Source organism: Paenibacillus hodogayensis (assembly GCF_039536325.1).
Classification (GTDB): domain Bacteria; phylum Bacillota; class Bacilli; order Paenibacillales; family NBRC-103111; genus Paenibacillus_AB; species Paenibacillus_AB hodogayensis.
In genome coordinates this window covers 474,787-500,944 of record NZ_BAAAYO010000010.1, presented here as the reverse complement: position 1 = coordinate 500,944, position 26,158 = coordinate 474,787, and the positions used below count along the sequence as shown (strand labels likewise).

Annotated in this window: 23 protein-coding genes; 19 read left to right on the top strand and 4 right to left on the bottom strand. The window is 57.1% G+C overall.

What is annotated here, in order from left to right:
• On the top strand, positions 1-1,729 hold a 1,729-nt coding region (locus ABD796_RS21250; RefSeq protein ID WP_344911499.1), incomplete at its 5' end, for a LysM peptidoglycan-binding domain-containing protein.
• A 225-nt stretch (positions 1,730-1,954) separates the two neighbouring features.
• Positions 1,955-2,653 carry a BofC C-terminal domain-containing protein gene (locus tag ABD796_RS21245; protein ID WP_344911497.1) on the top strand — a complete coding sequence of 233 codons (699 nt, stop codon included), beginning with the start codon at positions 1,955-1,957 and terminating at the stop codon, positions 2,651-2,653.
• A gap of 135 nt (positions 2,654-2,788) precedes the next feature.
• On the opposite strand, the gene ABD796_RS21240 is transcribed toward ABD796_RS21245, so the two are convergent.
• Positions 2,789-4,414, bottom strand: a complete 1,626-nt coding sequence (locus ABD796_RS21240; protein WP_344911495.1) for an AAA family ATPase — start codon at positions 4,412-4,414, stop codon at positions 2,789-2,791.
• A 189-nt stretch (positions 4,415-4,603) separates the two neighbouring features.
• Here ABD796_RS21240 and ruvC point away from each other — a divergent pair, with 189 nt between their 5' ends.
• The 7 genes from ruvC to yajC all read left to right on the top strand — a co-directional run bounded on the left by ruvC (position 4,604) and on the right by yajC (position 11,685).
• Positions 4,604-5,107 carry a crossover junction endodeoxyribonuclease RuvC gene (ruvC, locus tag ABD796_RS21235; protein WP_344911493.1) on the top strand — a complete coding sequence of 168 codons (504 nt, stop codon included), beginning with the start codon at positions 4,604-4,606 and terminating at the stop codon, positions 5,105-5,107.
• Positions 5,104-5,730, top strand: coding sequence for a Holliday junction branch migration protein RuvA (gene ruvA, locus ABD796_RS21230; protein WP_344911491.1), 627 nt, complete (start codon positions 5,104-5,106; stop codon positions 5,728-5,730). The genes ruvC and ruvA overlap by 4 nt, the downstream gene beginning before the upstream one ends.
• A gap of 82 nt (positions 5,731-5,812) precedes the next feature.
• Entirely contained in the window at positions 5,813-6,826 is a 1,014-nt protein-coding gene (ruvB, locus tag ABD796_RS21225; protein ID WP_344911489.1) for a Holliday junction branch migration DNA helicase RuvB, read from the top strand.
• 153 nt (positions 6,827-6,979) lie between these two features.
• The gene (locus ABD796_RS21220) at positions 6,980-9,094 is read left to right on the top strand and encodes a SpoIID/LytB domain-containing protein (protein ID WP_344911486.1); all 2,115 of its coding nucleotides are present in this window, start codon (positions 6,980-6,982) and stop codon (positions 9,092-9,094) included.
• A gap of 5 nt (positions 9,095-9,099) precedes the next feature.
• Positions 9,100-10,158 (top strand): tRNA preQ1(34) S-adenosylmethionine ribosyltransferase-isomerase QueA, encoded by a 1,059-nt coding sequence (gene queA, locus ABD796_RS21215; protein WP_344911484.1) that lies wholly within the window; start codon positions 9,100-9,102, stop codon positions 10,156-10,158.
• A gap of 20 nt (positions 10,159-10,178) precedes the next feature.
• Positions 10,179-11,315, top strand: a complete 1,137-nt coding sequence (gene tgt / locus ABD796_RS21210) for a tRNA guanosine(34) transglycosylase Tgt (protein WP_344911482.1) — start codon at positions 10,179-10,181, stop codon at positions 11,313-11,315.
• Positions 11,316-11,337: 22 nt separating this feature from the next.
• Positions 11,338-11,685, top strand: a complete 348-nt coding sequence (gene yajC / locus ABD796_RS21205) for a preprotein translocase subunit YajC (RefSeq protein ID WP_344911480.1) — start codon at positions 11,338-11,340, stop codon at positions 11,683-11,685.
• Positions 11,686-11,778: 93 nt separating this feature from the next.
• Here the strand turns inward: yajC and ABD796_RS21200 are convergent, their stop codons facing one another.
• Entirely contained in the window at positions 11,779-12,633 is an 855-nt protein-coding gene (locus ABD796_RS21200) for a phosphatase PAP2 family protein (RefSeq protein WP_344911478.1), read from the bottom strand.
• Between the two features lie 91 nt (positions 12,634-12,724).
• Positions 12,725-13,117: a TIGR04086 family membrane protein gene (locus ABD796_RS21195; protein ID WP_344911476.1), complete on the bottom strand. Its 393-nt coding sequence runs from the start codon at positions 13,115-13,117 to the stop codon at positions 12,725-12,727.
• A 163-nt stretch (positions 13,118-13,280) separates the two neighbouring features.
• Between ABD796_RS21195 and ABD796_RS21190 the strand changes: the two genes are divergently transcribed.
• A complete protein-coding gene (locus tag ABD796_RS21190) occupies positions 13,281-13,967 on the top strand; it encodes a DUF421 domain-containing protein (RefSeq protein ID WP_344911474.1) in 687 nt (228 codons plus the stop codon).
• A 6-nt stretch (positions 13,968-13,973) separates the two neighbouring features.
• Here the strand turns inward: ABD796_RS21190 and spoVB are convergent, their stop codons facing one another.
• Positions 13,974-15,524, bottom strand: coding sequence for a stage V sporulation protein B (spoVB, locus tag ABD796_RS21185; RefSeq protein WP_344911471.1), 1,551 nt, complete (start codon positions 15,522-15,524; stop codon positions 13,974-13,976).
• A 187-nt stretch (positions 15,525-15,711) separates the two neighbouring features.
• Here spoVB and ABD796_RS21180 point away from each other — a divergent pair, with 187 nt between their 5' ends.
• The 9 genes from ABD796_RS21180 to ABD796_RS21140 all read left to right on the top strand — a co-directional run bounded on the left by ABD796_RS21180 (position 15,712) and on the right by ABD796_RS21140 (position 26,122).
• Positions 15,712-15,993: a post-transcriptional regulator gene (locus tag ABD796_RS21180; RefSeq protein WP_344911467.1), complete on the top strand. Its 282-nt coding sequence runs from the start codon at positions 15,712-15,714 to the stop codon at positions 15,991-15,993.
• 169 nt (positions 15,994-16,162) lie between these two features.
• A complete protein-coding gene (gene secD, locus ABD796_RS21175; RefSeq protein ID WP_344911463.1) occupies positions 16,163-17,395 on the top strand; it encodes a protein translocase subunit SecD in 1,233 nt (410 codons plus the stop codon).
• Positions 17,385-18,305: a protein translocase subunit SecF gene (gene secF, locus ABD796_RS21170; protein ID WP_344911459.1), complete on the top strand. Its 921-nt coding sequence runs from the start codon at positions 17,385-17,387 to the stop codon at positions 18,303-18,305. Before secD ends, secF begins: the two co-directional genes overlap by 11 nt.
• 118 nt (positions 18,306-18,423) lie before the next feature.
• Entirely contained in the window at positions 18,424-19,374 is a 951-nt protein-coding gene (locus tag ABD796_RS21165) for a cation diffusion facilitator family transporter (protein WP_344911455.1), read from the top strand.
• A gap of 49 nt (positions 19,375-19,423) precedes the next feature.
• Positions 19,424-21,835 (top strand): single-stranded-DNA-specific exonuclease RecJ, encoded by a 2,412-nt coding sequence (gene recJ, locus ABD796_RS21160; RefSeq protein ID WP_344911452.1) that lies wholly within the window; start codon positions 19,424-19,426, stop codon positions 21,833-21,835.
• Positions 21,832-22,344 (top strand): adenine phosphoribosyltransferase, encoded by a 513-nt coding sequence (locus ABD796_RS21155; RefSeq protein ID WP_344911450.1) that lies wholly within the window; start codon positions 21,832-21,834, stop codon positions 22,342-22,344. The genes recJ and ABD796_RS21155 overlap by 4 nt, the downstream gene beginning before the upstream one ends.
• A 256-nt stretch (positions 22,345-22,600) precedes the next feature.
• The gene (locus ABD796_RS21150) at positions 22,601-24,787 is read left to right on the top strand and encodes a RelA/SpoT family protein (RefSeq protein ID WP_344911448.1); all 2,187 of its coding nucleotides are present in this window, start codon (positions 22,601-22,603) and stop codon (positions 24,785-24,787) included.
• A gap of 36 nt (positions 24,788-24,823) precedes the next feature.
• Complete coding sequence (gene dtd / locus ABD796_RS21145; protein WP_344911446.1) at positions 24,824-25,264, top strand: D-aminoacyl-tRNA deacylase; 441 nt, start codon at positions 24,824-24,826, stop codon at positions 25,262-25,264.
• Between the two features lie 72 nt (positions 25,265-25,336).
• Positions 25,337-26,122: a (2Fe-2S)-binding protein gene (locus tag ABD796_RS21140; protein ID WP_344911444.1), complete on the top strand. Its 786-nt coding sequence runs from the start codon at positions 25,337-25,339 to the stop codon at positions 26,120-26,122.
• Positions 26,123-26,158 lie beyond the last annotated feature (36 nt).

Genomic DNA, 26,158 nt, shown 5'->3' with positions numbered 1-26,158 from the left:
CGCCCAAAGCTTGCATACACTGTATTGTTATTTCAAGACAACGGGAGGTTTCAGTCCGGTGAAAATCCATCTGGTGAAAAAGGGAGAAACGCTCTTTCACATCGCCAAAAAGTATGGGATCGAGCTGCAAAAGCTGATTTCATTCAACAGCCAGCTTGCCAATCCCGACAAAATCGACGTCGGCATGAAAATTAAAATTCCATCTGCGGCCGTAAGCGTTCCGGCTCCGTCAGGAGCGATCGTGCATAAGCACGTCGTCGTACAAGGGGATTCGTTGTGGAAGCTCGCCAAAGCATGGAACGTGCCGCTCAAGGCCGTTATCGATGCGAATCCGCATTTGAAAAACCCGAACGTGCTCATGACCGGCGATATCGTGTATATTCCGAACCTCGCCGAAGAGACGCCGACCGATACCGGGCATCTCGCCACCGAACCGGCAGTCGGAGGGGCAGAGCACACCGATTGGCATGCGAACAACCTTGTCAATCCGCAGTTGCACGAACCAATGAACGAACACCTGAATGAGCACATGAACGAACACTTGAACGAACACATGCATGAGCATGTGAACGAGCACATGAATGAACATGTAAATGAGCACATGAACGAGCATGTGAACGAGCAGTTGGCCGCGGAAAAGCACATGCCGGAAACGGTCAATGTGCATGTCGAGGCCATCGTGGAAGCGAAGCCGGAGCTGCCGGTATGGCCCGGCAAGAAGGAGCATGCGGAGAGCACCAAGCCGAAGATGGCCGATCATGAGGCCGAATTTCCGTTCCTCCAGTATTCGATGCCGGCGATGGAGGCCTTCCAGCCTTATAACTTGCAACCGGCACAGGTGGCGCCGGTCGATCACGGGAAAAGCAAAGGCAAAGGTAAAGGCAAGGCCGAGCCTTATGCGATGATGCCCGAGTTGTCCCAATCGCATCCTGTTTCGCCTTTTGGCCACATGCAGCAGCCCATGCCTATGCCCATGCCTATGCCCATGAATATGCAGCCGATGATGCAGCCGATGAACCAGATGCCGCAAATGATGCCTTACTTCTCCAATACCCCGACCGCCCAGCCGTTCCATCCGTTTGCACAAAGCCCGGAACAGTCGTTTCCCTCGGCTTTCCCATGGGGCTATGACAACAACTCGATAATGCCCGAGCACCATGCGCCGAATGAGCAGGTCGAAGCCCAGCAGGCTAATGTCAATGCATTCAGTCCGTTTGCCATGGGACCGAATGCGCCGCAAGTATCGCCTGTCGCCCATGTGCCCGCTTCCAAGGAGAAATATCCCGGTATCGGAGGCGCCTCGGCCTCACCTTTCCCGATCGACGGCTGGCATCCGTCCCAGGCACCGGCTAACGTATCCCCCTTCGCTCAGCAGCAGCCGTTCGGCATACCGTCGGCTTCCGGCGTCCCGTGTCTGCCTTGCCAGCAAGGGTACGGATATCCGGCACAAGGAATGTTCGGCATGCCTTACGCGATGCCGGCCGAAGCTTATCCGTCGTCGTTGTCTCCGCATGCCTCGTTGATGCAGGCCGAGGACTGCGGCTGCGTCGGACGCGACGACCGCACCGGTGATATCGGTCTCGCTCCGTTCGAACCGGCTGATGCGACGCGTACGGACAAAGCGCCGCCGACGAAATTGACGGTCAGCACGAAGACGAGAACGAAGCGCAAGCAGAAAACGGCGACCAAGTCGTCCAAAAAGCAAAATCAGCCTTGGATTCGCAGCTAGTACAAAGTCAGACCTTAAACCGTATTCGTGGAATGAACGAATCCCTTGCACCGCAAGGGAGCAAGTCTTCCCGAATACACAGGATTAGCTCTGACTTTGTACTAGTGACAAGTCTGAGCTGATCTTATCGATTCGGGAACGGTATACCGTATAGGCTCTTGTGTATAAGGGAATCCCCTGCTGGGAAAACTAGAAAAAAAATCTAGTACCGCAAAGGGGATTCTCATGAACTTGTCAAGCCTGTACAAGCAACTGAAGAAACGTCTTCGGCAAAAAAGACGATGGTTGTCGCTTGGCTTTTTCATCGTGGCCGCGACGGCCGGGCTATTGACTTTTCGTACTTACGGTTCTCCGGACGCTCCCGGACGCGATGTGGCGCAAACGATGGCCGTGCCGGGAGGCGGAACGGCGCAACAGGACCGGCAATCGGAGCAAACGCTGCAAGTGTGGAAGCAGCTTCGCGAGTCCGGCGGCATCCGCGACGTTTTCATGCACAAGACGTACGTATGCGGCGAGGAAAACTTGCTTATCGGCCGAATGGGGCCCGATGATGCGATCAAGCTGCATGCGGAGCATCCGGAATGGCAGGTCGAGCTTCGCGAGGACGGCAGCGTCAGCTTCTCCGAGCATATCGACGACTTGTCCCCCGCCTGCAAGAGCAACGCTTATTTCGGTTTGGACAAAACCGGAAACTTGTCCTTGTTCGAAGGACCGCCGGACGACGAGAAAGTGATCCGTACTTTTTTTCAGCTGAACATGGGGTATCTGGAAAGCAGTCTGCACCCCGATGCCGTCGGTCAGTTGAAGCAAGGAATCCGCGTCTTGGACATGGAGGAGTATAACAGCGTGCTGTCGACGTTCAGCGAGTTCGCCGTAGAGGAAAGCGAACGGGTGATGAAGTCCGCCCGGGGAACGGGGACATGAGCAAGGCCAGTCAAAAGTCCGGACAAAACCGGGCCGCAACAAGAAGACCGCCGGATCAGCCAGGCGGCTCCCTGTCCGAATCCGGATGAGAGCCTCCCGGCGAACCGGCGGTCTTCTTTTCAATTCCAGCAGGGCTTAAAAATCGATGCTTCGTCCTACAGTCGACTCTCCGGCGTCCGCCGCCAAGGAAGAGGCCGCCGTTCCCGCTGCCGGGGCGCTGGCCCGCACCGCGTTTTGGCTGGCCCAATCGCGCATCTCCCTGATATCCTCTCCCCGCATGCGGGCTAGCGGTACGGAACGCTCGATGGCGCTGACGATATCCGCGGTTTCGAGATCGCGGAGCGGGTCTCCTTCCGCCGTTCGTCTGTAGTACGCTTCCAGCAAGCCTTCGCGGACCGCCGCCTCGATCTCCGAGCCGGTCAGCCTGACGGCTTCCCCCCAACGCGTTTCGCCGGACAACTCCACCAGCCTGTCCAGATCGAAGCGGGCAGGGTCCCTCTGCAGGCGAGACAGATGGATGTGGAAAATTTCGCGGCGCTCCTCTTCGTTGGGCAGATCGACGAAAAAGATTTCGTCGAACCGGCCTTTGCGCAGCAGCTCCGGCGGCAGCTTGGCGATATCGTTGGCCGTAGCGAAAATAAAGACGGGGCTTTTCTTCTCCTGCATCCAGGTCAGCAGCGTACCGAACACGCGTGTGGCAGTGCCGCCATCCGAAGAGCCTTGCCGCGATCCGGCCAGCGCTTTCTCGATCTCGTCGATCCAGACGATCGAGGGCGAGACGGCTTCGCACATCGCCAAGGCGGTACGCATATTCGCTTCCGACGAGCCGACCAGTCCAGAGAATACCCGGCCGAGATCGAGGCGCAGCAAAGGCATTTGCCATGCCGCCGCGACGCTTTTCGCGCATAGGCTTTTGCCGCAGCCCGGCACGCCGACCAGCAGCACGCCTTTCGGCCAATCGATGCCGAATGTGCGGGCTTCCTCCGTATACGACGCGCGGCGGCGTTCCAGCCAACGCTTCAAATTTTGCAGGCCGCCGATGTCGTCCAATTGCATATGCTCGGTGGCGACGTATTCGAGTATGCCCGATTTGCGTATGATTTGCCGTTTTTCCTCAAGCATGGCAGCTACATCGTCCACAGAAAGGCTGCGGTCCTTGACAAGCGCCTTCGCCAAGCAATTCTCGATCTCTGCGCGGGTCAGGCCGACTGCGGCGCGGGCGAGCGCGTCGACGATTTCTTTGGACCGGTCGATCGTGACGCCAGGCTTATCTTGGTAAACGTCGGCAAACTCGATAATAATCTGCTTGACTTCCTCCAGCTCGGGAAGCGGCAGATCGAGAATCGTAATCTCCTTCTGCAGCTCCGGCGGAATATCCATGGCAGGCGAGATGACGATCGAATTGGACGGAAGCCCGCTGCGGATTTGCTGCGAAAACTCGCGGAAGGCGCGAATGGGCACCGGAGAGGCGTATTCCTTCATGTAGGGATGAAGATCGAACCAGACGAACAAGGTCGGCTCCTTGGCCAGCTCTCCGGCCACGTGTAGCGCCGCGCGGAAATCGGCTGTTTTGTCGATGATTTTGCCGTTCAGCTCCAGACCCCGCGTACAGGTCCAGGTCACGATCCGCTTGCCCAGGCCGGACCCGACCTGCTCGACCAGCTGCAGGGCGCGTTCCTCCTCGATCGTATCTACGTAAATGACGCTGTACCGGGCACGGATCAAATATTCGAGTTCTTTCAAGAAAATATTTGGCTTCATGGTGTTCCTCCTGACGATTGGCCGGCCGGTCCGGCCGGTGATCCGACTTCCATTTCATTCTAATCCCCATACCTGCATTTGCCTAGTCCGGTTCGGAGCCGCTTAACGCTGTCCAACGTTCGTTTCATTTGTTATAATGGCAAATAGAACACATATGTTCGCTTATTGTCGAGAGTGAGGGGCTTTGTAGTGCGCGTATTGGGTATCGACCCGGGCATTGCGATCGTGGGATTCGGCTTTATCGACAAGCAGGGGCATAAGCTGACTCCCGTCCAGTACGGGAGCATCCAGACGGAGTCGACGACCGACCCGGCCGTGCGACTTCAGGAAGTGTACGAGGCGACCGTGCATTTGATCGATAAATACAAGCCGGACGCGATGGCGATCGAGAAATTGTTTTTCAATAAAAACGTAACGACGGCAATGACTGTCGGCCAGGCCAGAGGCGTGCTGATGCTCGCCGCGGTGCAGCAAGGAATCCCGATTGCGGAATATACCCCTCTGCAGGTCAAGCAGGCCATCGTAGGCTACGGCAAGGCCGAGAAGAAGCAGGTGCAGGAGATGGTGCGGATGTTCCTCAAGCTCAGCGCCGCGCCCAAGCCCGACGACGTGGCCGACGCGCTGGCGATCGCGATCTGCCATGCGCATTCTGCCGCGCTGCAGCAAAAACTGAACGGAGTGGAGAAACGATGATCGATTTTTTGCGCGGCACGGTGGCGCATCGCGAGGCGGATTATGCCGTCATTGACGTACACGGCGTCGGCTACAGGGTCTTCTGCCCGAATCCTTTCGCCTTGCCGGACAAAGCGGAAGGAACGACGGTATACATACATCATCATGTTCGCGAGGACGCTATTCTGTTGTTCGGCTTCGGCTCGCGCGAAGAACAGTCTTTGTTCCGCAGGCTGATCGACGTCACGGGCATCGGTCCCAAGGTAGCTTTGGGCATCTTGTCCGGCGGCCGTCCGGAAGCCGTAGTCAGCGCTATTCAGCAGGAGAACGTGCCATTCCTGATGAAGCTGCCCGGCATCGGCAAGAAGACGGCGCAGCGCATCATCCTCGATCTGAAGGATAAGCTCGGAGCGGTTACGTCGGGCTTCGACGGCGCGCTGCTGACGGCCGCCATGCAGGAGGCGGCTTTGCCGTCGTCCGCCGGCGGCGGTGCGTGGGCGGAAGCCAAGGAAGCGCTTCTGTCGCTAGGCTACACCGAGGCGGAGGCGGACCGGGCCTGGGTGTCGGTCAAGCCGAAATCCAAGGAAGACGATTCGGCGGACGTTCTGATCAAGCTGGCGCTTCAGGCGCTTTACGCCGGATGAAGCTGCTTCGGACGATCGGGAGCACCGGCGCGGCGGCAGCGTTCGCTAACGTTCGGGCACCAACAAGGAGGGCGGCTGTTTAATGGAGGATCGGATCATTTCCGCTCATCTGATGATGGAGGAGGAGGTTGCGGAGCTCAGTCTGCGACCCCGTTACCTGGCGGAATATATCGGCCAGGCGCAAGTAAAGGAAAACTTGAAAATTTATATCGAGGCGGCCAAAATGCGCAAGGAAGCGTTGGATCACGTGCTGCTTTACGGTCCGCCCGGGCTTGGCAAAACGACGCTGTCGAATATTATCGCCAATGAGCTTGGCGTCAGCATCCGTACGACATCGGGGCCGGCGATCGAACGGCCGGGCGATCTGGCCGCCATATTGACGAACCTGCAGGAAGGCGACGTGCTGTTCATCGACGAAATCCACCGGCTGCACCGCACCGTGGAAGAGGTGCTGTATCCGGCGATGGAGGATTTCGCGCTCGATATCATTATCGGCAAAGGCCCGAGTGCGCGCTCGGTGCGGCTCGACTTGCCGTCGTTCACGCTTGTCGGCGCGACGACCCGCGCCGGTCTGCTGTCGGCTCCGCTGCGCGACCGGTTCGGCGTCGTCAGCCGGCTCGAATATTACACCGTGGAAGAGCTGAGCTATATCGTCAGCCGCACGGCGGATATTTTGCAGGCGGATATCGTCGGGGAGGCGGCGGACGAGATCGGCAAACGCTCGCGCGGAACGCCGAGAATCGCCAACCGGCTGCTGAAGCGGGTGCGAGATTATGCCCAGGTGAAGGGCGACGGCATCATGACCGCGGAAATTGCCAGAAAGGCGCTTCGGATGATTCAGGTTGACGATCTCGGCCTGGACGAGATCGATCATAAAATGCTGCGGGCGATCATGACCCACTTCCGCGGTGGTCCGGTCGGGCTGGACACGATCGCAGCTACGATCGGCGAGGAAAGCCAGACGATCGAGGACGTCTACGAGCCGTATTTGCTGCAGATCGGCTTCTTGCAGCGAACGCCGCGCGGCAGGACGGTTACCGCCTCCGCTTATCGCCACCTAGGCTTGCCCGTCCCGAATGCGGATGGAGGCGCCTAGTACAAAGTCAGAGCTAATCCTGTGTATTCGGAAAGACTCGCTCCCTTGCGGTGCAACGGATTCGTCCATTCCACGAATACGGTTTAAGGTCTGACTTTGTACTAGAAGGTTTTCAGCTTATATAGAAATGAACGATTAAGGAGAGATGAACCCGTGACGAGACGAGAACGGCCCCGGCGGTCCAAAGCCTGGGTCGCCGCGCTGCTTGCGCTAGTGCTGTGCGTGCCCCTTTTATCGAAGGAAAGTGAGGCCGCGGTGCCGAAGCTGGAGCAAATTCGCGTCGCGTTATTTTTGTCTAATGGCAAAAACTACAATGTAACCGTCCCTACCGTCACGCTATCGTCGTCCAAAGGGATGGATCTGGGCATACGCGCCGCCAACGGTGTCACGAGAGCGTGGACGACGGCGGCGCCGGGGGCGCCGGTGCGCGTGAGTCTGGACGGTTATAAGGTTCAACTGCTGGAGACGCCTGATGCGCAAGCCGCCAAGCTGCTGCTGCAGGCGCTCGCCAACTCGCAGGACAAGCCCTACGCGTTCCGGACGGCGAAGCTCGGGAAGACGCTGTATCAAGTGTATGCCGGTGTTTATGCAACCCAGGAAGAGGCGAATGCGGCCAAACAACGCATTGCCGCCAATTCAGCTGCTGCCGCATTGATGAAAGGATCGCCGTCCGTCGTGACGGGGCCGCTCCATTTGATCGCCGGCTCTTACCCCACGGAACAGACTGCGGCGGAGCAGGCCGAAGCATTGAAGCTCAAAGGGCTGGATGCTTGGGTCGTCGTGCTGGAAGCTGGCGAGCAGCCCGCCTATCAGGTCTGGATCGGCGAGGCTGCCGATGCCGGGCAGTTGAATGCGCTGCGGGCGCAAGCCGCTCAGCTCGCGCCGGGAATAACGCTTCTGCCGGTCGATGCGGCTACGTCGTATTTGTTGAAACGGGAAGACGTGACGGCATCGGCTGCTGGGGCTGCGGCGGTCAGCCATTATACGTTCAATCCGGGAACTCAAAAAGTATGGATCGCGTCCAAAGAAGGCGGGACTGCGATTGCCGAGAAAAGCGGACGCCAATACCGCGGCGGGTTTGAGCTAAGCCAGTCCAACGGAAGGCTCGCTGTGATCAATGAGCTCCCGCTCGAGGATTATCTGGTGTCCGTCGTCGGCGGCGAGATGAGTCCATCGTGGCCGGCGGAGGCGCTCAAGGCGCAGGCCGTGTCGGCCCGGACGTTTGCGCTTAGCCTCGGGATGAAATACGGGACTGCTCACGCATCGGACACGTCCGCCGATCAGGTGTATTACGGCATCGAGAAAGAGGCCCCGAGCATCGCCGCAGCCGTTACCGCTACGGCCGGCGAAGTGCTGACCGTAAACGGGTCGATCATCGCGCCGTTCTTCTTCGCCAATGCAGGAGGCATGACCGGCGATCCCGAAGAGGTGTGGGGTCAGCCGATTGCCTACCTTCGCCCTACGACAAGCCCGGACGAAGGCGCGCAAAAAGGCAAGCCGCAATGGTTTCAAGTCGCGCTGCCCAACGGAACGGTCGGCTATATCCGCGAAGATTTCGCGACCGATAGCGGCCAGCGGAACAAAGCCGGACTGCCGATCGTTACGGTTAAAGGTGCCGGGGTGAATATACGCAAACTTCCTTACGTCGACGACGTGAAGAACGGTTCAATCGGCACCGTTAATCAGGGCGAAAAGCTCGTATCTCTCGGCAAAGTCGCGGAGTCGAACGACTATGCCTGGATGCGCGGACCCTATACGGCGGATGCGCTGCTGAAGCAAATGAATACAGCGCTGACCAAGCCGGTGCAGGGGAAGCTGGAAACGCTCGAGGTCAGCAAGCGGGGGCCTTCGGGCCGCGCGGTCGAACTGAAGGCGAACGGCCAGCCGATCGCGATGCCCAAATCGGATCAGCTCCGCGGCGCCTTGTTCGATGCGCCGAGTACCCGGTTTGAAATCGAAGAGACGGGCAGGTATACTGTATGGGGAGCAGGCGGACTAACCCGAAGCCTGCCGGAAACCAAAGGAACGCTTTACGCGGTCGGGGCCGACGGAGCGACCAAGCCGGTCTCCTCGACGGCGATTGTCGTGGGCCAAGGAGGAAACGTGCGCGCCATCACGAAGGAGCCGCAGTTTCTGCTCACCGGCAACGGCTCCGGACACGGACTCGGCATGTCCCAATGGGGCGCGCGCGGGCTTGCGGAGCAAGGCCAGGACTATAAGCGAATCCTGCAGACGTATTACACCGGGATTACTATAACTAAGGAATGACGGAAATGGATGTACAAGCTTTTGATTTTGAATTGCCCGAATCGTTGATCGCTCAGACGCCGCTTACCGACCGCACTTCATCCCGGTTGCTTACGCTCGATAAATCGAGCGGGGCAATCGGGCATCATACGTTCAGCGAGCTGATCGATTATCTGCAAGCCGGCGACACGCTAGTGTTGAACGACACACGCGTGATTCCCGCCCGGCTTTTTGGCGTAAAAGCGGACACCGGCGCTCAAGTTGAGCTGCTTCTTCTGAAGGAGCTAGGCGAAGACCGCTGGGAAGCGCTGGCCCGGCCGGCGAAACGGCTGAAGCCGGGAGCCGTGATCGTGTTCGGCGGCGGTTCGCCGGAAGACCCGGCGTCGGAGCCTCTGCTGCAGGCAACCGTCGAGGAGGAAGGGGAGATGGGGGCGCGGATCGTCCGCTTTGCCTATCAGGGCATCTTCCGCGAAATACTGGAACGCCTCGGCTCCATGCCGCTCCCGCCTTATATTAAAGAACGGCTGGACGACCGGGAACGGTATCAGACGGTATACGCCCGTCACCCGGGCTCGGCCGCCGCGCCGACCGCCGGCCTGCACTTTACGCCGGAGTATTTGGCGGCGATCGCCGCCAAGGGCGTGCATATCGTGACGGTTACGCTGCATGTCGGCCTCGGCACGTTCCGCCCGGTGTCGGTGGACCGCGTGGAGGAGCATACGATGCACGAGGAATATTATTCCGTCCCCCCAGAAACGGCAGCCGCGCTCAATGCGGCTAAGGCGGAAGGCCGCCGCGTCGTAGCGGTGGGCACGACGTCGGCCCGGACGTTGGAGACGGTCGCCGGGCGCTTCGCCGGGAAACCGGTCGAGGCTTGCGACGGCTGGTCGGGTATTTTCATCTATCCCGGCTATACGTTCCAACTGGTGGACGCCATGGTTACGAATTTTCATCTGCCCAAGTCGACGCTTGTCATGCTCGTCAGCGCGCTGGCCGGCAGCGATTCGATCCGGCGCGCATACCGGGAGGCCGTCGAGAACAAATACCGGTTTTTCAGCTTTGGCGACGCGATGTTCATTTATTAGTTACGAAGAAAGGATAATCCATGACAGCAGTCCGTTACGAATTAATCAAAACTTGCAAGCAGTCCGGAGCGAGGCTCGGCAGGCTGCATACCCCTCACGGCGTTATCGAAACGCCGACGTTTATGCCGGTAGGCACGCAGGCTACGGTCAAGACGATGAGTCCGGAAGAACTTAAACAGATGGATGCTCACATTATTTTGAGCAACACGTATCATCTGTTCCTCCGCCCCGGTCACGACATCGTGCGGGAGGCAGGCGGTTTGCATAAGTTTATGAATTGGGACCGCCCGATTTTAACCGACAGCGGCGGCTTTCAGGTGTTCAGCCTGAGCGAGATGCGCAAAATTACCGAAGAAGGCGTTCATTTCCGCAATCATTTGAACGGCGACAAGCTGTTCATTTCTCCGGAAATCGCTATGGAAATTCAGAACGCCCTCGGCTCGGATATCATGATGGCGTTTGACGAATGCCCGCCTTATCCGGCCGACTACGATTATGTCGACAAATCGCTGGAACGGACGACCCGGTGGGCGGAGCGTTGTCTCCAATCGCACGCGCGTCCTCACGACCAAGCTCTGTTCGCTATCGTCCAAGGGGGAATGTATGCCGATCTGCGCCGGAAGAGCGCGTCGCAGTTGACTTCCATGGATTTCCCGGGGTATGCTATTGGAGGACTGAGCGTAGGGGAGTCGAAGGAGCTGATGTACGGTATGCTCGATTGCACCGTACCGCTTCTGCCCGCTCAAAAGGCCCGTTATTTGATGGGCGTCGGCTCGCCGGACGCGCTGCTGGAAGGTTCCATCCGCGGTGTGGACATGTTCGATTGCGTGCTTCCGACGCGGATCGCCCGCAACGGCACGGTCATGACGAGCGGTGGACGGCTGGTCGTCCGCAATGCCAAGCATGCCCGCGATTTCGGACCTCTTGATCCGAATTGCGGCTGCTACACCTGCACGAACTACAGCCGCGCCTACTTGCGCCATCTGCTCAAGGCGGACGAGACGTTTGGCATCCGGTTGACCACGTATCACAATCTGCATTTTTTGCTGGATTTGATGCGGAACGTAAGACAAGCGATTGCGGAAGACCGGCTTCTCGATTACCGCGACGAATTTTTCGACCGGTATGGGATGAAGGACAACGACCGCGGATTTTAAGAAAAAAGGGAGGCACCTGCTTATGTGGAATTTGGCCGACGCCGCTGGAACGACAGCGGGAACGGGAAGTTTGTTGACTACGATCGTCCCGTTTATTCTGATGTTCGCCGTACTGTATTTCTTGTTGATTCGCCCTCAGCAGAAACGGCAAAAAAACCGCAACAGTATGCTTAACCAGCTGAAAAAAGGGGACAAGGTCACGACAATCGGCGGTTTGCACGGAACGATTTTGGAAATTACGGACGATATCGTCGTTCTGCGCGTCAACGATGCGACCAAGCTGACGTTCGACCGCTCGGCGGTAAACGCGATCTCCACAACGGCACCGGCTGCGGCGGAGAAGTCTGCCGCCATCGAAAAGAAGGACTGACGATTTCAGGTGGAATATTGAAAAAAGCAGCGTTCTCCAAGCGAGAAGGCTGCTTTTTTGTGCGACAATTGTTGCGGAATCTTCGCCCTGCGCTTACCATTTGCCGTCCATATTTCGTTTCTTCACGTCGAGGCCGCGGGAGCCTGCGAAGATCGTCCGTCCTTCGCTGATGCGAAGCCCGATGCGTGCCGCCAGCAAGCCGAGCACGGTACCGCCGGCCATATCGGTCAGCCAGTGTACGCCCAGATAAAAAATCGAGAAGATGATGATGAGGGCGGCGATCGGGACAAAGCGTTTCCAGAACAAGCTTTTGGACCGCAAAGCGATCATCGCCATCGTAACCGATATGGACGTATGCAAGCTCGGGAAGCAATTATCCAGACCGGATAACGGCCTGTAATCGTTCTCGAACGTCGGGAACGCCTCCAGCATCAAAAATTTGACATTGGGGTTAAAAGCGTGAACTTCGGTCACCGGGAAAAACAAATAGAACGGGATCGCAATCATGTAATTGATCATCAGCGCATAGCAAACGGCGTAAAACAGCTTAAACTGACGCTGGTACGTGTACACGCCGATTGAGGTCAGCATGATGGCGGGGAAAACGACGACATAAAAAAACGTGAGAACGGAAGTAAGTGCCCCGTTCTCAAATACCTTTTGAAAAATAGAAACGAAATTTCCCTCTAGACCAAATACGGCGGGAGTAAAATCGCTATGGTGCTTCATTTTGCTTTCCAGGGTCAATTCGATTTTATTGAAAAACAGAATGATTACGATACCCAGCAAGTGGAATAAATATTTCCGGTTTGTGAACAGCTCATGTACGAACAAGCCCGCAGCGTGGAACGGGTATAAAGGATGTCTTTTCAACGAGAAGAACAGCAGCACATAGATCGTAATGACGATCAGAACGGTTGCATGGGTCATCGACTGTATAATAAACATGGTGTCCCCCTAAAATATGGTGGATGGCACGACGAGAACTAGGATATTATATCACACCCCGAGGGAAAGGTGAAAGAATCGGAATTACCAGTTATCCCTTCTTCGTATTGACGCCCACCATGCCGCCGACAGCCGCAGCGGGCAGCGATATAGCCAGCATGACGGCCGTGTCTTTGCCCAGTCCGGCGTCGAAGCTGAGAAAGCCGACCAGCACCACGATCGCCGTGTAGATCAGACCGAGCAGCGCACCGTGGTACCAGCCTTTGTTGTCCGACCGTCTGCCGCTGGAAAAGCCGCCGAACAACGAAGCGATCCCGTGAATGAGAAAGGTTGCCCCCGTCAGCGAATCCTCGGTCATATTCGTAGCCGAAACGATTAGGGAGACAAGCACGGCTCCGACGCTAAGCCAGATGAACGCGTTTACGATACCGGAAAGCAGCGGCGACGTTATGCGGAATCTTGGTAGTTTCGGAATGGAATTCATGGCGTACACGCACCTTTCGATTGCTTTTAGTACCCATTGTATGGGGAACTTGGCCGAATTAGTACAAGGCATGGCAATTATTGATTGCCCCGCCTTTGCATGAGGCTGGGCAATAGGGGTGAGAATACCAATGAAATCTGGACGTGCGAGGGGTCGTTGCTGGATGGAACTTTGGGCTATATTTTGGCGCACCGTTTTCATATACTTCGTCGTATTCTTCGTGATGCGGCTGATGGGCAAGCGGGAAATCGGCAAGCTGTCCATCTTCGACATCGTCATTTCCATCATGATCGCCGAAATCGCTGCGTTCGTCATCGACGATCCGCACATGCCGCTTATGGAAGGGGTCGTACCGATGGTTACGTTGGTTTTGATTCAAATCGGGCTTGCTTTCCTTACTTTGAAAAGCCGGACACTGCGGCTCTGGTTCGAAGGTCATCCAAGCCCGCTGATCGAGAACGGGCGGCTGAACGAAGCGGAGATGCGCAAGCAGCGGTATACGCTGGACGATTTGGCGATGCAGCTCCGCGAGCAAAAGGTGCCGAATATAGCCGATGTCGAATTTGCTTACCTCGAGACGTCAGGCAAGCTATCTGTCGTAGAAAAGGAGAAGCGCGAAGGAGTGGGGAAAACCGGTGCCGCCGCCGGGTATCCGCAAATCCGCTACGAAGGACTGCCTTTGTCGTTGATCCTGGATGGTAAAGTGCAGGATTCGAACTTGGAAAAGATCGGAAAAACCCGCTTTTGGCTAAAAAATCAGCTGCAAGCCCAAGGGGTGAACGACTTCAAGAAAGTGTTCTTTTGCTCTATCGATCACCGCGGCCGGCTGTATATGAACAAGAAAAGGTAACGGGCTTCACTTCTTTTTAAAGCCGGGGATGCGCGTCATGTCGCTGCGGTCGACCAGCTTGAGCGCAAAAATGCATGCCAGATAGACAAGGGAGCCGGAGAGGACCGCACCGATAAACCGGATAAGCGGCTCCTGGGTCCAAATCAAGTTCATCCCCGCGTAACAGACCGCTCCCATCAGCGCGGAGGCGAGAGCGGTTTTCATAAAATGGACGGCGCGCATGCGGAATTGCAGCAGCCTGGACATACTGTGCCAATGGAGCAGGGTGACGAGCGCCATATTGGCATTGATCGCCACGACCGCGCCGAGAATGCCCCATTGCGGCCGGGACGCCAGGCAGACGATCAGAACAAGCTTGACGACGGCGCCGACAAACGTATTCATCAGTGCGCTTCCGGGGCGGTCGAGCGCTTGGAGGGCGGCCTGCAAAGGGCCCTGGAAGTATAAAAATATCGCCACTGGAGCCATCATTTTGAGCATTTTGGCGATTTCGGCATTGCCGTACAAATAGAAGCAGAGAGGCTCGGCCAGCACGAACATGATGACGGCGAAAGGGGCCCCCGTCACCAGAGCGAGCCGGAGCGACTGGTGCAGCCGCTTGTGGATCGTCCGCATATCGTTGCGTGCCGCGGCCTCCGAGAGCGTCGGCACAAGCGAAACCGAAAGCGAATACGTAAGCGCTCCCGGTAGGAGCAGAACCGGAATAATCATTCCCTGGAGCACGCCGTATTGAGCAGTGGCCAGCGCGGTGGCGACGCCCGCGACCGCTAGACTCTGGGCGGTGAGTATAGACTCGAGCAAATACGAGGCGGAACCGACAAGCTTGCTCCCTGTAACGGGTATGGCGATGGCGAGCAGCTCGCGCGGGCGGAAGATGCCGGGCTTTCCGACCGGCTTGCGGTCCGAGGGCCCGCGTCCCGCCGCCGGGCGGCTTTGACGGACGCTGAACAGCAGCACGAGCATGCCGAACAGTTCGCCGACGACGACGCCGATCATGGCGCCCGCCGCGGCCCATTCCAGTCCGTAAGGAAGCAGCAAGGATGCGAATACGAGCATGGCGACGATGCGCACAAGCGTCTCGACGACCTGCGAGACGGCCGTTGGGGTCATATTTTGGCGCCCCTGAAAATAGCCGCGGTACACGGCCGATACGGCAACGATCGGCAAGATCGGGCACATGCTGAGAAACGTATGGATCACGCGGGAATCCGTCAGTAGACGCGACGTAATCCATGGGGCGGCCCAGATACAAAATACAGTGAAGAAGACGGCTAGCAGGCCGGTAATGGCTAACGATGCGCGCAAAATCGAACGGATTCGCTTCTCGTCTCCTTCCGAATCCGCTTCGGCGACAAGCTTGGCTACGGCAAGCGGGATACCGCCGGATATGATGGTGATAACGACGATCATGAACGGATAACCCAACTGATACAGCCCTACCCCCTCAGGGCCAATGACGCGCGGCAGCGCAATGCGCGGCACGAAGCCGAGTATCCGGTTGACAATGCCGGCCGCGAGCAGAATCATAGTCCCGTGGATGAACGATTGCTTCTTCAAGGCGGGTTCTTCCTTCCGTTAATGGGATGGACTGGCTTGTTTTATGGATATGCGGACGAGGAGGCGGCTCATGCAAGTTTTTTGGGACGAACCTGAGGCGCGCGGAAGGAATCGGCGGCTTCGCCGACGAAATAATAGAGCGTGACGAATGCGGGGAAAGGCAACCGCCGCGCGGGGAGGTTTCTCAATGGCTGAAGACGTTAGCGAACCGGTCGAACAGATCCGGCTGTCGGAGCGGGAGATGGATGCAACGATCAAGGAACTGTGCCGCAGCAAGGCCGACGAATTCCGGATGCTCGGCTACGAGCACGTCGCCGGAACGGACATTTGGAACTGCCTCAGCGAAAAGTACGAGAAGAACGGCGAGCCGCTGCTGCATCAGATGGTCAACGACATTTTGTCGCTCAAGGTAACGACGCTTATGAACTGGATGACCATGAGCATATACCGCAACAACGCCCGTTTCTAACCGGAACGCGGCTGTTTTTTTTGTCGTTGGACGGTCAAAGTGCCAAAGTTTGGAGGAGCCCTCCGTTTTCGGGAATAATTAGGATGGCGGCGAGCCATTCCGTCAAATTGACTCGATTTTCGGCGGTGGTTATAATAGGAATATTGAGTATGGAAGGGAGTCGCACACAATGAACATCAAACGATTGGCGGCGTTTCTGCTTATCGTGGTCATTACGCTAGGCGTCGTCGCTTGGTCGAGCCCCGGATTGCTTCCGAAAATCAGGCTTGGTCTTGATTTGAAGGGCGGCTTTGAGATTTTGTACGTGGCCGAGCCGGTAGAGGCCGGGAAAGAAGTAACCCGGGATTCGCTGATCCAGACGGCGCAAAGCCTGGAGAAGCGCGCGAACGCAAGCGGCGTGGCCGAGCCTGACGTGACCACCGAAGGGACGAACCGGATTCGGGTGAAGCTGGCCGGGGTGGAAAATCAGGAGCAGGTGCGCGAACTGCTGCGCAAGCCGGCGGAGCTGACCTTCCGCGGACCTGACGGCAAGAAGGAAATGATCGGCAGCGATTTCGTCGAGGGCGCGGCCAAAGTCGGCTTCGACCAAACGAATCGTCCGATGATCCAGATCGAAGTGAAGGACAAGGACAAATTCGCCGACGTTACGCGCAGGCTGCTGAACCAGCCGCTTGCCATCTATTTGGACGAAGAGCAGTTGTCCGCTCCTGTCGTGCAAAGCGTGCTGACCGACGGCAAGGCGACGATCAGCGGAAACTACACGTACGACGAGGCGACGCAACTAAAGGATATTATCAATTTGGGTGCGCTTCCTTTGAAATTGACGGAAAAGTACACCCAGTCCATCGGAGCTTCCCTTGGCCAGCAATCGCTGGAGCAGACGGTCAAGGCCGGCATCATCGGAGCGCTGCTCATTCTCGTGTTCATGATCGCCCTCTATCGGATACCGGGCATTGTAGCGGCGATTACGCTGATCATGTATACATGGATCGTGCTCATCGTCTTCTATCTGATGAATGCGACGCTCACCCTGCCGGGCATAGCCGCGCTTATACTCGGGATCGGGATGGCGGTCGATGCCAACATTATCAAGTTCGAGCGGGTAAAGGAAGAGATCCGTTCGGGCAAAAGCCTGCTTTCCTCGCTTAAATCCGGGTCGAAGCATTCGTTCCGGACGATTATGGACGCGAATATCACGAATATCATTTCCTGCGGCGTGCTCTATTTCATCGGCAACGGCGCGATTCGCGGCTTTGCCTTGACGATGATCGTCAGCATTATCATCAGTATTTTGACGAACGTGCTGTTCTCGAGATACTTGCTCCATATGCTGCTCAAGACAAACCTTTTCAAAAAGCCGACGTATTTCGGCGTGAAGGAGGCTGAGATACGTGACCTTTAAACGGCACTTTGACTTTGTCAAGCACCGCAATATCTTTTTTATCGCCTCCTCGGCCGTAACGCTGATCGGTATTATTATGGTGCTGGCGTTCAGCATGCACTATGGCGTCGATTTCAAATCGGGAACGTCGCTAGATCTCGCCCTCGGCAAATCGACGGATAAGGCTCAGGTGGAGAAGGTGTTCTCGGATACCGGCTTCTCGCCTGTCATCCTGACGATCGGCGGGGCCAACAACGACCGCGTGTCGGCCCGCTACGACGATGTGCTCACCGAGGAACAGATCAAGAAGGTGACCACCGAGTTTACCAACGTGTTCGGAAGCCAGGTTTCGCCCGAGGTCAATACGGTTTCGCCGGACATGGCCAATGAAATGAAAAACAAAGCGATGATCGCTGTCGGCATCGCCAGCATCGCGATCAGCCTGTACGTTACGATCCGTTTCGAATGGCGCTTCGCGGTAGCGGCGATCATTACGATTTTGTACGACGCCTTTTTCGTTATCGCGGTGTTCTCGATATTCCGTCTGGAGGTCGACCTGCCGTTCGTGGCCGCCGTGCTGACGACAATCGGCTATTCGATCAACGACAAGATCGTTATTCTCGACCGGATTCGCGAAAACCTCCGCTTTGCCAAGCTGAAAACGGACAAGGATCTGCACGATCTCGTTCACGACAGCATTTGGCAAACGATGGGACGTTCGATCAATACCGTCGTTACGGTACTGATCGCCGCCTTCTGCTTGTATTTGTTCGGCAGCGAATCGATCAAGCTGTTTGCCTTGGCTAAAATGATCGGTCTCGTCAGCGGCGTATACTCGTCGATCTGTCTCGCGACTCCGCTCTGGTATTTGCTGAAAAGATCGTCCCTGAAATCGGTCAAAGCCGGAGCGCCGGCCAAAGCGAACCCGTAAACCGGCAAGCAATCGGCCAAATCGGCTGTCACACCAAAGAGGGGGCTCCGCCAAAAGGGTTCGGAACCGGCTCCGAAAGGAGCCTGCCCTTTTGGGGGAACTAGTTAGGGGGGGCCACATGTCGGATCAGCGTTTCGTAAAAGCGCAATTTGCGGCCTGGCTGGGAATTATCGGAAACCTTGCGCTGGCCGTCATGAAGGGAATCGTCGGTTGGCTGTCGGGCAGCAAGGCGCTGCTTGCCGATGCGGCGAATTCGGCTTCCGACGTCGCCGGATCGGTAGCGGTATTGTTCGGACTGAAGGCGGCGAAGAAACCGCCGGACGAGGACCACCCATACGGACATGGCAAAGCGGATTCCGTTTCCGCGATTGTCGTGTCCGTGCTGCTGCTACTCGTCGGACTGGAGATTGGCTGGAACTCCGTCAAGTCGCTGTTCAACGGAGTGAGCGAGGCGCCGGAAAAATACGCGCTTATCGCCATCGGCATCTCGATCGTGGTGAAAGAGTTTTTGTTTCAATACAACTTCCGGCTCGGCAAGAAGCTGTCCAGCCATGCGCTGATCGCCAGCGCCTGGGACCACCGGACGGACGTTATGTCGTCAGTCGCCGTGCTGATCGGGGTAGGCGGCGCGGTACTCGGCCAATATATGGATCAGCCGATGCTGTATTACATGGACCCGATCGCCGGGGTATTCGTCGCCGTACTCGTGCTGCGCACGGGCTACAAGCTGGTGCGGGAATCGGTCCATACTACGATAGACCATGTGCTTCATAAGGAAGAAACGGAAGAATTGCTCGAAACGGCGCAGCGCGTCAAAGGCGTTATCGCCGTCAATGAACTGCGCGCCCGAGAGCACGGCCATTATGTCATCGTCGATATTAAAATCAGCGTCAACCCCAAAATTACAATTGTCGAAGGCCATGATATAGGCAAGGCGGTCAAGCACCAACTGCTCAGCAATTTCAGTCATGTGTCCGACGTATTCATTCATGTCAATCCTTATGATCCCGGGTATCCGTACAAAGACGTCGATTCGGATCATCCCGATTTCCCGACATTGCTTCATTGATATCAACCCCTATGCAAAGGGATCGTAAAGGGACAGAAGGAGGCGCGACGTGCTTCTACCGAAAGCAAAATGGAATATCGGCGCTGCGGACGGCGCGGCTGCGGACGTGCTGGGCAAGGCACTGAAGCTTCATCCCATCGTGGCGAAGCTGCTTGCGGCGAGGGGACTGACCGACATCGCGGAAGCGGAGCGTTTCCTCAAAGGAGAAAAGGATCATTTTCATGATCCTTTTCTGCTGCACGGCATGGATTTGGCGGTAGCCCGCATTCGCGAAGCGCTGGATCGCGGCGAGAAAATCCGCGTATACGGCGATTACGATGCCGACGGCGTGAGCAGCACCGCTTTAATGACCCACCTGCTGCGCCGGCTGGGCGCCGATTTCGATACGTACATACCGCATCGCGCTAACGAAGGCTACGGTCTGAACCTGCGGGCGATCGAACGGGCCAAGGAGAGCGGCGTTTCTCTGCTCATCACGGTGGATACGGGCATCAGCGCGCGCGAGCAGGTCGCTTATGCGGCAGAGCTCGGCATCGACGTTGTCGTTACCGATCACCACGAGCCTCCGGAGCTGCTGCCCGAGGCGGCGGCGGTGCTGAATCCGAAGAAGCCCGGATGCCCGTATCCGTTTAAGCAGCTAGCCGGCGTAGGCGTTGCATTCAAGCTTGCGCATGCGCTGCTCGGCGAGCCTCCGCTCGACCTGTTGGAGATCGCCGCTATCGGCACCGTAGCCGATTTGATGCCATTGCTCGGGGAAAATCGTTCGATCGTCAAGCTTGGCCTGGCCCGGATGCAGAAAAGCGGTTTTGTCGGCGTACAGGCACTGCTGGACGCAGCGGGGATCACCGATAAAGAGGTAACCGCTACGCATTTGGGATTTTCCTTGGCTCCGCGCATTAATGCCAGCGGTCGTCTGGATCATGCCGGCGATGCGGTCACGCTGTTGACTACGAACGACCGCGAAGAGGCGGAGCAGATCGCCGCTTCGTTGGACGAGCTGAATAAGGAGCGGCAGCGGCTGGTCGAAGACATGACCAAGGAGGCGTTGTCGCTCATCGGAGACGACAAGCCGGACAAAGTGATCGTCGTTGCCCGGGAAGGCTGGAACGTCGGCGTCATCGGCATTGTGGCTGCCAAACTATTGGAGCGCTACTATCGCCCCGCCATCGTCCTCGCCATCGATCCGGATACGGGACTGGCCAAAGGCTCGGCCCGCTCGATTCCCGGGTATGATATGTACCGGGCATTGACGTGCTGCGCCGGCTTGCTGGACCATTACGGCGGGCATCAGGCGGCTGCGGGGATGACCGTTCACCGGGACAAGCTGCCCGATTTTCGCGAAAGCTTGAACCGGCTTGCCGACGAATGGTTAGACGACGAGCAGCTCGTTCCGGTTTTGCAGGCGGATGCCTTGTTCACTCTGGAGGATGTGACGGTGGATTGCATCCGCCAAATCGAGGCGCTTGCGCCGTTCGGGATGGGCAATCCCGCCCCGAAATTCGTGCTGAACGGGCTGCAGGTGACCGAGAAGCGGACGCTCGGCAAAGACCGCCAGCATATGAAGCTGCTCGTAGGCCGTCCGGAGGAACCGGCCGCGGCTGGGGTAGAAGCGCTCGGCTTCGGCCGGGGCGCTCAGCTGGAGCATATATCCGCCACGGCTAGGATCGATATACTCGGCGAGCTGGGAATCAACGAATGGAACGGCGTGCGGCGTCCGCAAATCGTCATCCAGGATTTGCGCGTTCCGCATGTGCAGGTGTTTGACTGGAGGGGCGAGCGGAAGGCGGTAGACAAGCTGTCCGAAGTAACCGCCGCGCTTCGCCAGGAGAGGGATCGAACGGCAATCGTCGTCGAGGCCGGCACGCCTACCCGTTTTATCGATCCGGACCGTGTGCCGTGCGGCTTATGGGCGCTTGATGCGCAGCAGGGCGTCGTTCCTTTAAACGCGGAGGCCAGAAAGGGCCGCTTTGCCGAGGCAGAGGACGTGCTGCTCGCTTCGCTGCCCGACAGCATGGAGAGCATGGAACGGATGCTCGGACAGTGCCGGGCCGTGCGCATTTATGCCGCATTTGCCGATTGGGACCGCGATTATGCGACCGTGCCTTCGCGCGATTCGTTCAAAGCCGTATACCAGACGGTGCTGCACAAAAAATCGTGGGACCTTGCCAGCGTCGCCTTTCTGGAGCCGGTCCGCCGCAAGCTGGGGCTGTCCGAAGGGATGATCCGCTTTATGCTGACCGTATTTGAGGAGCTGGACTTTATCGAATGCCGCGGACAAACGATGCAGACGGCGGAGGCCCCCCGCAAAAGGGACATGAGCGAATCGCCCGCTTATCGGAGCAGACAGGCGCGCGGCGATGTGGAGCAGATGCTCGTATATACGAACGGTCAGCAATTGACCGAATGGATTGTCAGCAGGCTGCAGGCGCAGCCGATTCGGATCATGGAGGGAATAGGATGAATTTCAAGGAGCATATCCGGGTTATACCGGATTTTCCGCAGCCGGGCATCCGCTTTAAGGATATTACGACTTTGCTGAATAACGGGCCCGTGTACAAGGAAGTCATCAACCGCTTTGCGGATCATTACCGGGGAAAAGGCATCGATCTGATAGCCGGACCGGAAGCCCGCGGCTTCGTAATCGGAGCTCCTCTCGCCTACGCGCTCGGCATCGGCTTCGTGCCGATCCGCAAAAGCGGCAAGCTGCCGGGAGAGACGGTCGAAGCCGGCTACGATCTGGAATACGGCAAAGACAAGCTGGCCGTTCACAAGGATGCGATCGGGGCCGGTCAGCGCGTTCTGATCGCAGACGATCTGCTGGCTACCGGGGGGACGATTTCGACAACGATCAATCTCGTTAACCAGCTTCAAGGCGAGGTTGTCGGAGCGGCTTTCCTGATCGAGCTGACTTATTTGAACGGCCGGGATAAGCTTAACGGCATCGACGTCATGTCATTGATCCAATATTAAGCGGCTTGACGCATAACGCTGCAGCTTGCCGGCTTAGCTCCGGTTCGCCGGCCTTCGGCGCGGATTCGACCTATTTCGGTCGGTTCCGCGCTTCTTTTATAGGTCTTGAGCAATATTTTCCGGGAAATAAATTGCTGGTCAAGGTAAACAAACCGCTCCGTCCGACGCTGAAGTTGAACCGTTTCAGTTGACGAAGCCCCCTAAGGAAAGGCATAATGGAGAGAAAATGAAATGTGGCAGGAGTAGGTATAGAACGATGGGCATTGAGCTGTTACTGGAACGCGCGGCGGCATACTTGAAACCTAATGACCTCATTCGAATCCGCGAGGCGTATGATTTCGCCGATCAGGCCCATCACGGGCAGGTGCGAAAATCCGGGGAACCTTATATTTTGCATCCGCTGGCTGTTGCCGAAATTTTGGTGAATATGCAGATGGATGTCACCTCGATCATTGCCGCCCTGCTGCATGATGTCGTCGAGGACACGACGGTATCGCTCGATACGGTGGACAAGCAGTTCGGCAAAACATGCGCGATGCTTGTCGACGGCCTGACGAAGCTGGAGAAGATCAAGTTCAAATCGAAGGAAGAGCAGCAGAACGAGAACTACCGCAAAATGTTCGTGGCGATGGCCCAGGACATCCGCGTTATTCTCATCAAGCTGGCCGACCGTCTGCACAACATGCGCACGCTCAAGTTTCAGTCGGAGGAGGCGCAGCGGCGGATCGCGGACGAGACGCTGGAGATTTTTTGCCCGATCGCTCACCGGCTCGGTATTTCCGCCATCAAGTGGGAGATGGAGGACATCGCCCTCCGTTATTTGAACCCGCAGCAATATTACCGAATCGTCAACCTGATGCAGAAAAAGAGAGCCGAGCGGGAGAAATATATCGAAGAAATTATCGACAGCATCCGCGACAAGCTCGGCGAGATGGGCATCGAAGGCGACATCTCCGGCCGTCCCAAACATATTTACAGCATCTATAAAAAGATGACGTCGAGGAACAAGCAGTTCAACGAAATATACGATCTGCTGGCCATTCGCGTCATAGTGGAGAATATTAAAGACTGCTATGCCACGCTGGGCATCATTCATACGCTGTGGAAGCCGATGCCGGGACGGTTCAAGGACTATATCGCCATGCCGAAGCCGAATATGTACCAGTCGCTGCATACGACGGTTGTCGGACCGAGCGGGGAGCCGCTCGAGGTGCAGATCCGCACATGGGACATGCACAAAACGTCGGAATTCGGGATTGCGGCGCATTGGGCGTATAAGGAAGGCTCGATCGTGCCGTCCGGCGGCTTCGGCGACAAGATGAATTTCTTTCGCGAAATATTGGAGCTGCAGCAGGAGACGCACGATGCGGCGGAGTTTATGGAGTCGCTCAAGATGGACTTTTTCTCCGACCTCGTATTTGTATTTACTCCCAAGGGAGAGGTTATCGAGCTGCCGGCCGGCTCGGTGCCGCTCGATTTCGCTTTCCGCATCCATACGGAGATTGGCAACCGTACGGTGGGGGCCAAGGTGAACGGGCGGATCGTACCGCTTGATTACAAGCTCAACACGGGCGATATCGTGGAAATATTGACGTCCAAGCATTCCTACGGACCGAGTCAGGATTGGGTCAAAATCGCCCAGTCCTCGCATGCGCGGAGTAAAATCAAGCAATGGTTCAAAAAGGAGAAGCGCGAGGAGAACGTTCAGAAGGGCAAGGACGCGATCGACCGCGAGCTGAAACGTCTTGGGCTGGAACGCAATTTGGTCGTCACTGACGACAACCTGCAGGAAGTCGCCAAGAAGTTTAATTTCAACGATGTCGAGGACATGATGTCCGCGATCGGTTTCGGCGGCATTACGGCGGCGCAGGTTTGTACGCGGCTGACGGACAAGATCCGCAAGGAGAACGAGGAAGCGCAGGCGAAGTCGCTCGAGCTGACGAGCGAATTGAAGGAAGTCAAGACGTTGACGGAGAAAAAGAGCCGTCCGACTCATGGCGTCCGCGTCAAGGACGTGGACAATATGCTCATCCGCTTCGCGCGCTGCTGCAATCCGGTGCCGGGCGATCCGATCATCGGCTACATTACGCGCGGGCGGGGCGTGTCGATTCACCGGGAGGACTGTACGAATATTCCGAGCGGAGACGAGGACGATCAAAACCGGATGATCGACGTCGAGTGGGAATCGAGCGTCGAGGCCAATTACCATGTGGAGATCGAGATTACCGGCCATGACCGGTACGCGCTGTTGAACGAGGTGCTGCAGGCGGTGTCGGAGAGCAAGACGATCATCTCCGCCGTCTCGGGGCGAACGGACAAAAACAAAATGTCCATTATCCACATGACCATTCTGATCAAAAACATCGATCACCTGCAGTCGGTCGTGGAGAAGATCAAACGCGTCAAGGACATCTATTCGGTACAGCGCATTATGCAGTCCTGACGCAGACGCAGACGAAAAGCAAGGAGCGGGGCGCAAGTGAGAGTTGTGGTGCAAAGAAGCAAGGACGCGTGCGTGAAGGTCGGCGGGGAAACGGTCGGACGGATCGAGCGCGGCCTTGTCGTGCTCGTCGGCGTCACTCATGAGGATACCGAGCAAGACGCCCGGTATTTGGCCGAGAAACTGGCCGGGCTGAGAATTTTCGAAGACGGCGAAGGGAAGATGAATTTGTCCGTAGCCGATATCGGAGGGGCCATCTTATCGGTATCCCAGTTTACGCTGTATGGCGATACGCGCAAAGGAAAACGTCCGAACTTTATGGCTGCCGCCCGCCCGGATCACGCCAAGCCGTTGTACGAGACGTTTAACGGCCTGCTGCGGGAACAGGGGCTGCAGGTGGAGACCGGCGTGTTCGGCGCGATGATGGATGTGCAATTGACGAACTGGGGACCCGTTACGCTCCTTTTGGAGAGCCGTTGACGGGTCTTTTTTTCACTGTTATAATGACAATGATTATCATTATGAGCGGAAGAAAAAGGATGTGGACCCAGATTGGACGGTTTGCGCATGTTCAACGTCGGCTTGCAGGATAAGGAACGGATCGTATATGCGGTCGAAGCTTCCCGCCTTATGGAGCGGAAGGCGATGGATGAGCTGCTGCAGGCGTATACGCCGCTGATGAAGGCGCTCGTTCCCGTAGCCGCGGGCACTTACTTTTGCACCCAACTGGCGGGCTTCTGTCTCGCTCTCCAGTACAGTCTATCGTGTCTAGGGAAGTCGTTCGACAGCTCCCTGGACAACATAACAGTGCAGTTGTACGCCCAGGACGACAAATACGGCGTCGCATTCAAGCTAACCCGGTCGGGCGGGACGTTCGCCCCGGCTGACCCGGCCGTTCGCGAGACGTGGCTGTACGAAAAGCTGGCAAGTCTGTACGGGGAAACGATCCGGCCCCTTTACGAGTCGGTCGCCGCTTCGGTGAATGTCGATGCCGGCCAAATGTGGGGCGTGCTGCCGACCCGTTTCAATTACTCCACGGAGCAATGGCTGCTGGCGGCGCAAAGCGAGCGGGAGAAGGAGAATATCTCCGGCGACTATGCGCTGTTGAGAAGTATGCCGGCCGACGTATTCGGCAGGAACAAAAGTCCATTCGACGTAAAAATCCGCTGGATCGAGGATTTGAAAGACCCCTGCAAGCAGATGCGGATGAAAAACGTATGCTGCCAATACTACCAGACCGAAGGCGGCTATTATTGCTTCACTTGTCCGCGCCTGAAAGAGTCGGAGCGCGAGGAGCGCCGCAAGCAGGCCCGGCTGGCGGCTGCGGCTGCGACCTAGTGCAATGTCAGCCCTTAATCGGCACAAGCTAAGCAA

Coding starts and splice junctions, on each gene's coding strand:
- ABD796_RS21245 (WP_344911497.1), top strand. CDS start 1,955: ATGAACTTGTCAAGCCTGTACAAGCAACTGAAGAAACGTCTTCGGCAA.
- ABD796_RS21240 (WP_344911495.1), bottom strand. CDS start 4,414: ATGAAGCCAAATATTTTCTTGAAAGAACTCGAATATTTGATCCGTGCC.
- ruvA (WP_344911491.1), top strand. CDS start 5,104: ATGATCGATTTTTTGCGCGGCACGGTGGCGCATCGCGAGGCGGATTAT.
- ruvB (WP_344911489.1), top strand. CDS start 5,813: ATGGAGGATCGGATCATTTCCGCTCATCTGATGATGGAGGAGGAGGTT.
- queA (WP_344911484.1), top strand. CDS start 9,100: ATGGATGTACAAGCTTTTGATTTTGAATTGCCCGAATCGTTGATCGCT.
- tgt (WP_344911482.1), top strand. CDS start 10,179: ATGACAGCAGTCCGTTACGAATTAATCAAAACTTGCAAGCAGTCCGGA.
- yajC (WP_344911480.1), top strand. CDS start 11,338: ATGTGGAATTTGGCCGACGCCGCTGGAACGACAGCGGGAACGGGAAGT.
- ABD796_RS21200 (WP_344911478.1), bottom strand. CDS start 12,633: ATGTTTATTATACAGTCGATGACCCATGCAACCGTTCTGATCGTCATT.
- ABD796_RS21195 (WP_344911476.1), bottom strand. CDS start 13,117: ATGAATTCCATTCCGAAACTACCAAGATTCCGCATAACGTCGCCGCTG.
- ABD796_RS21190 (WP_344911474.1), top strand. CDS start 13,281: ATGGAACTTTGGGCTATATTTTGGCGCACCGTTTTCATATACTTCGTC.
- ABD796_RS21180 (WP_344911467.1), top strand. CDS start 15,712: ATGGCTGAAGACGTTAGCGAACCGGTCGAACAGATCCGGCTGTCGGAG.
- secD (WP_344911463.1), top strand. CDS start 16,163: ATGAACATCAAACGATTGGCGGCGTTTCTGCTTATCGTGGTCATTACG.
- ABD796_RS21165 (WP_344911455.1), top strand. CDS start 18,424: ATGTCGGATCAGCGTTTCGTAAAAGCGCAATTTGCGGCCTGGCTGGGA.
- ABD796_RS21155 (WP_344911450.1), top strand. CDS start 21,832: ATGAATTTCAAGGAGCATATCCGGGTTATACCGGATTTTCCGCAGCCG.
- ABD796_RS21150 (WP_344911448.1), top strand. CDS start 22,601: ATGGGCATTGAGCTGTTACTGGAACGCGCGGCGGCATACTTGAAACCT.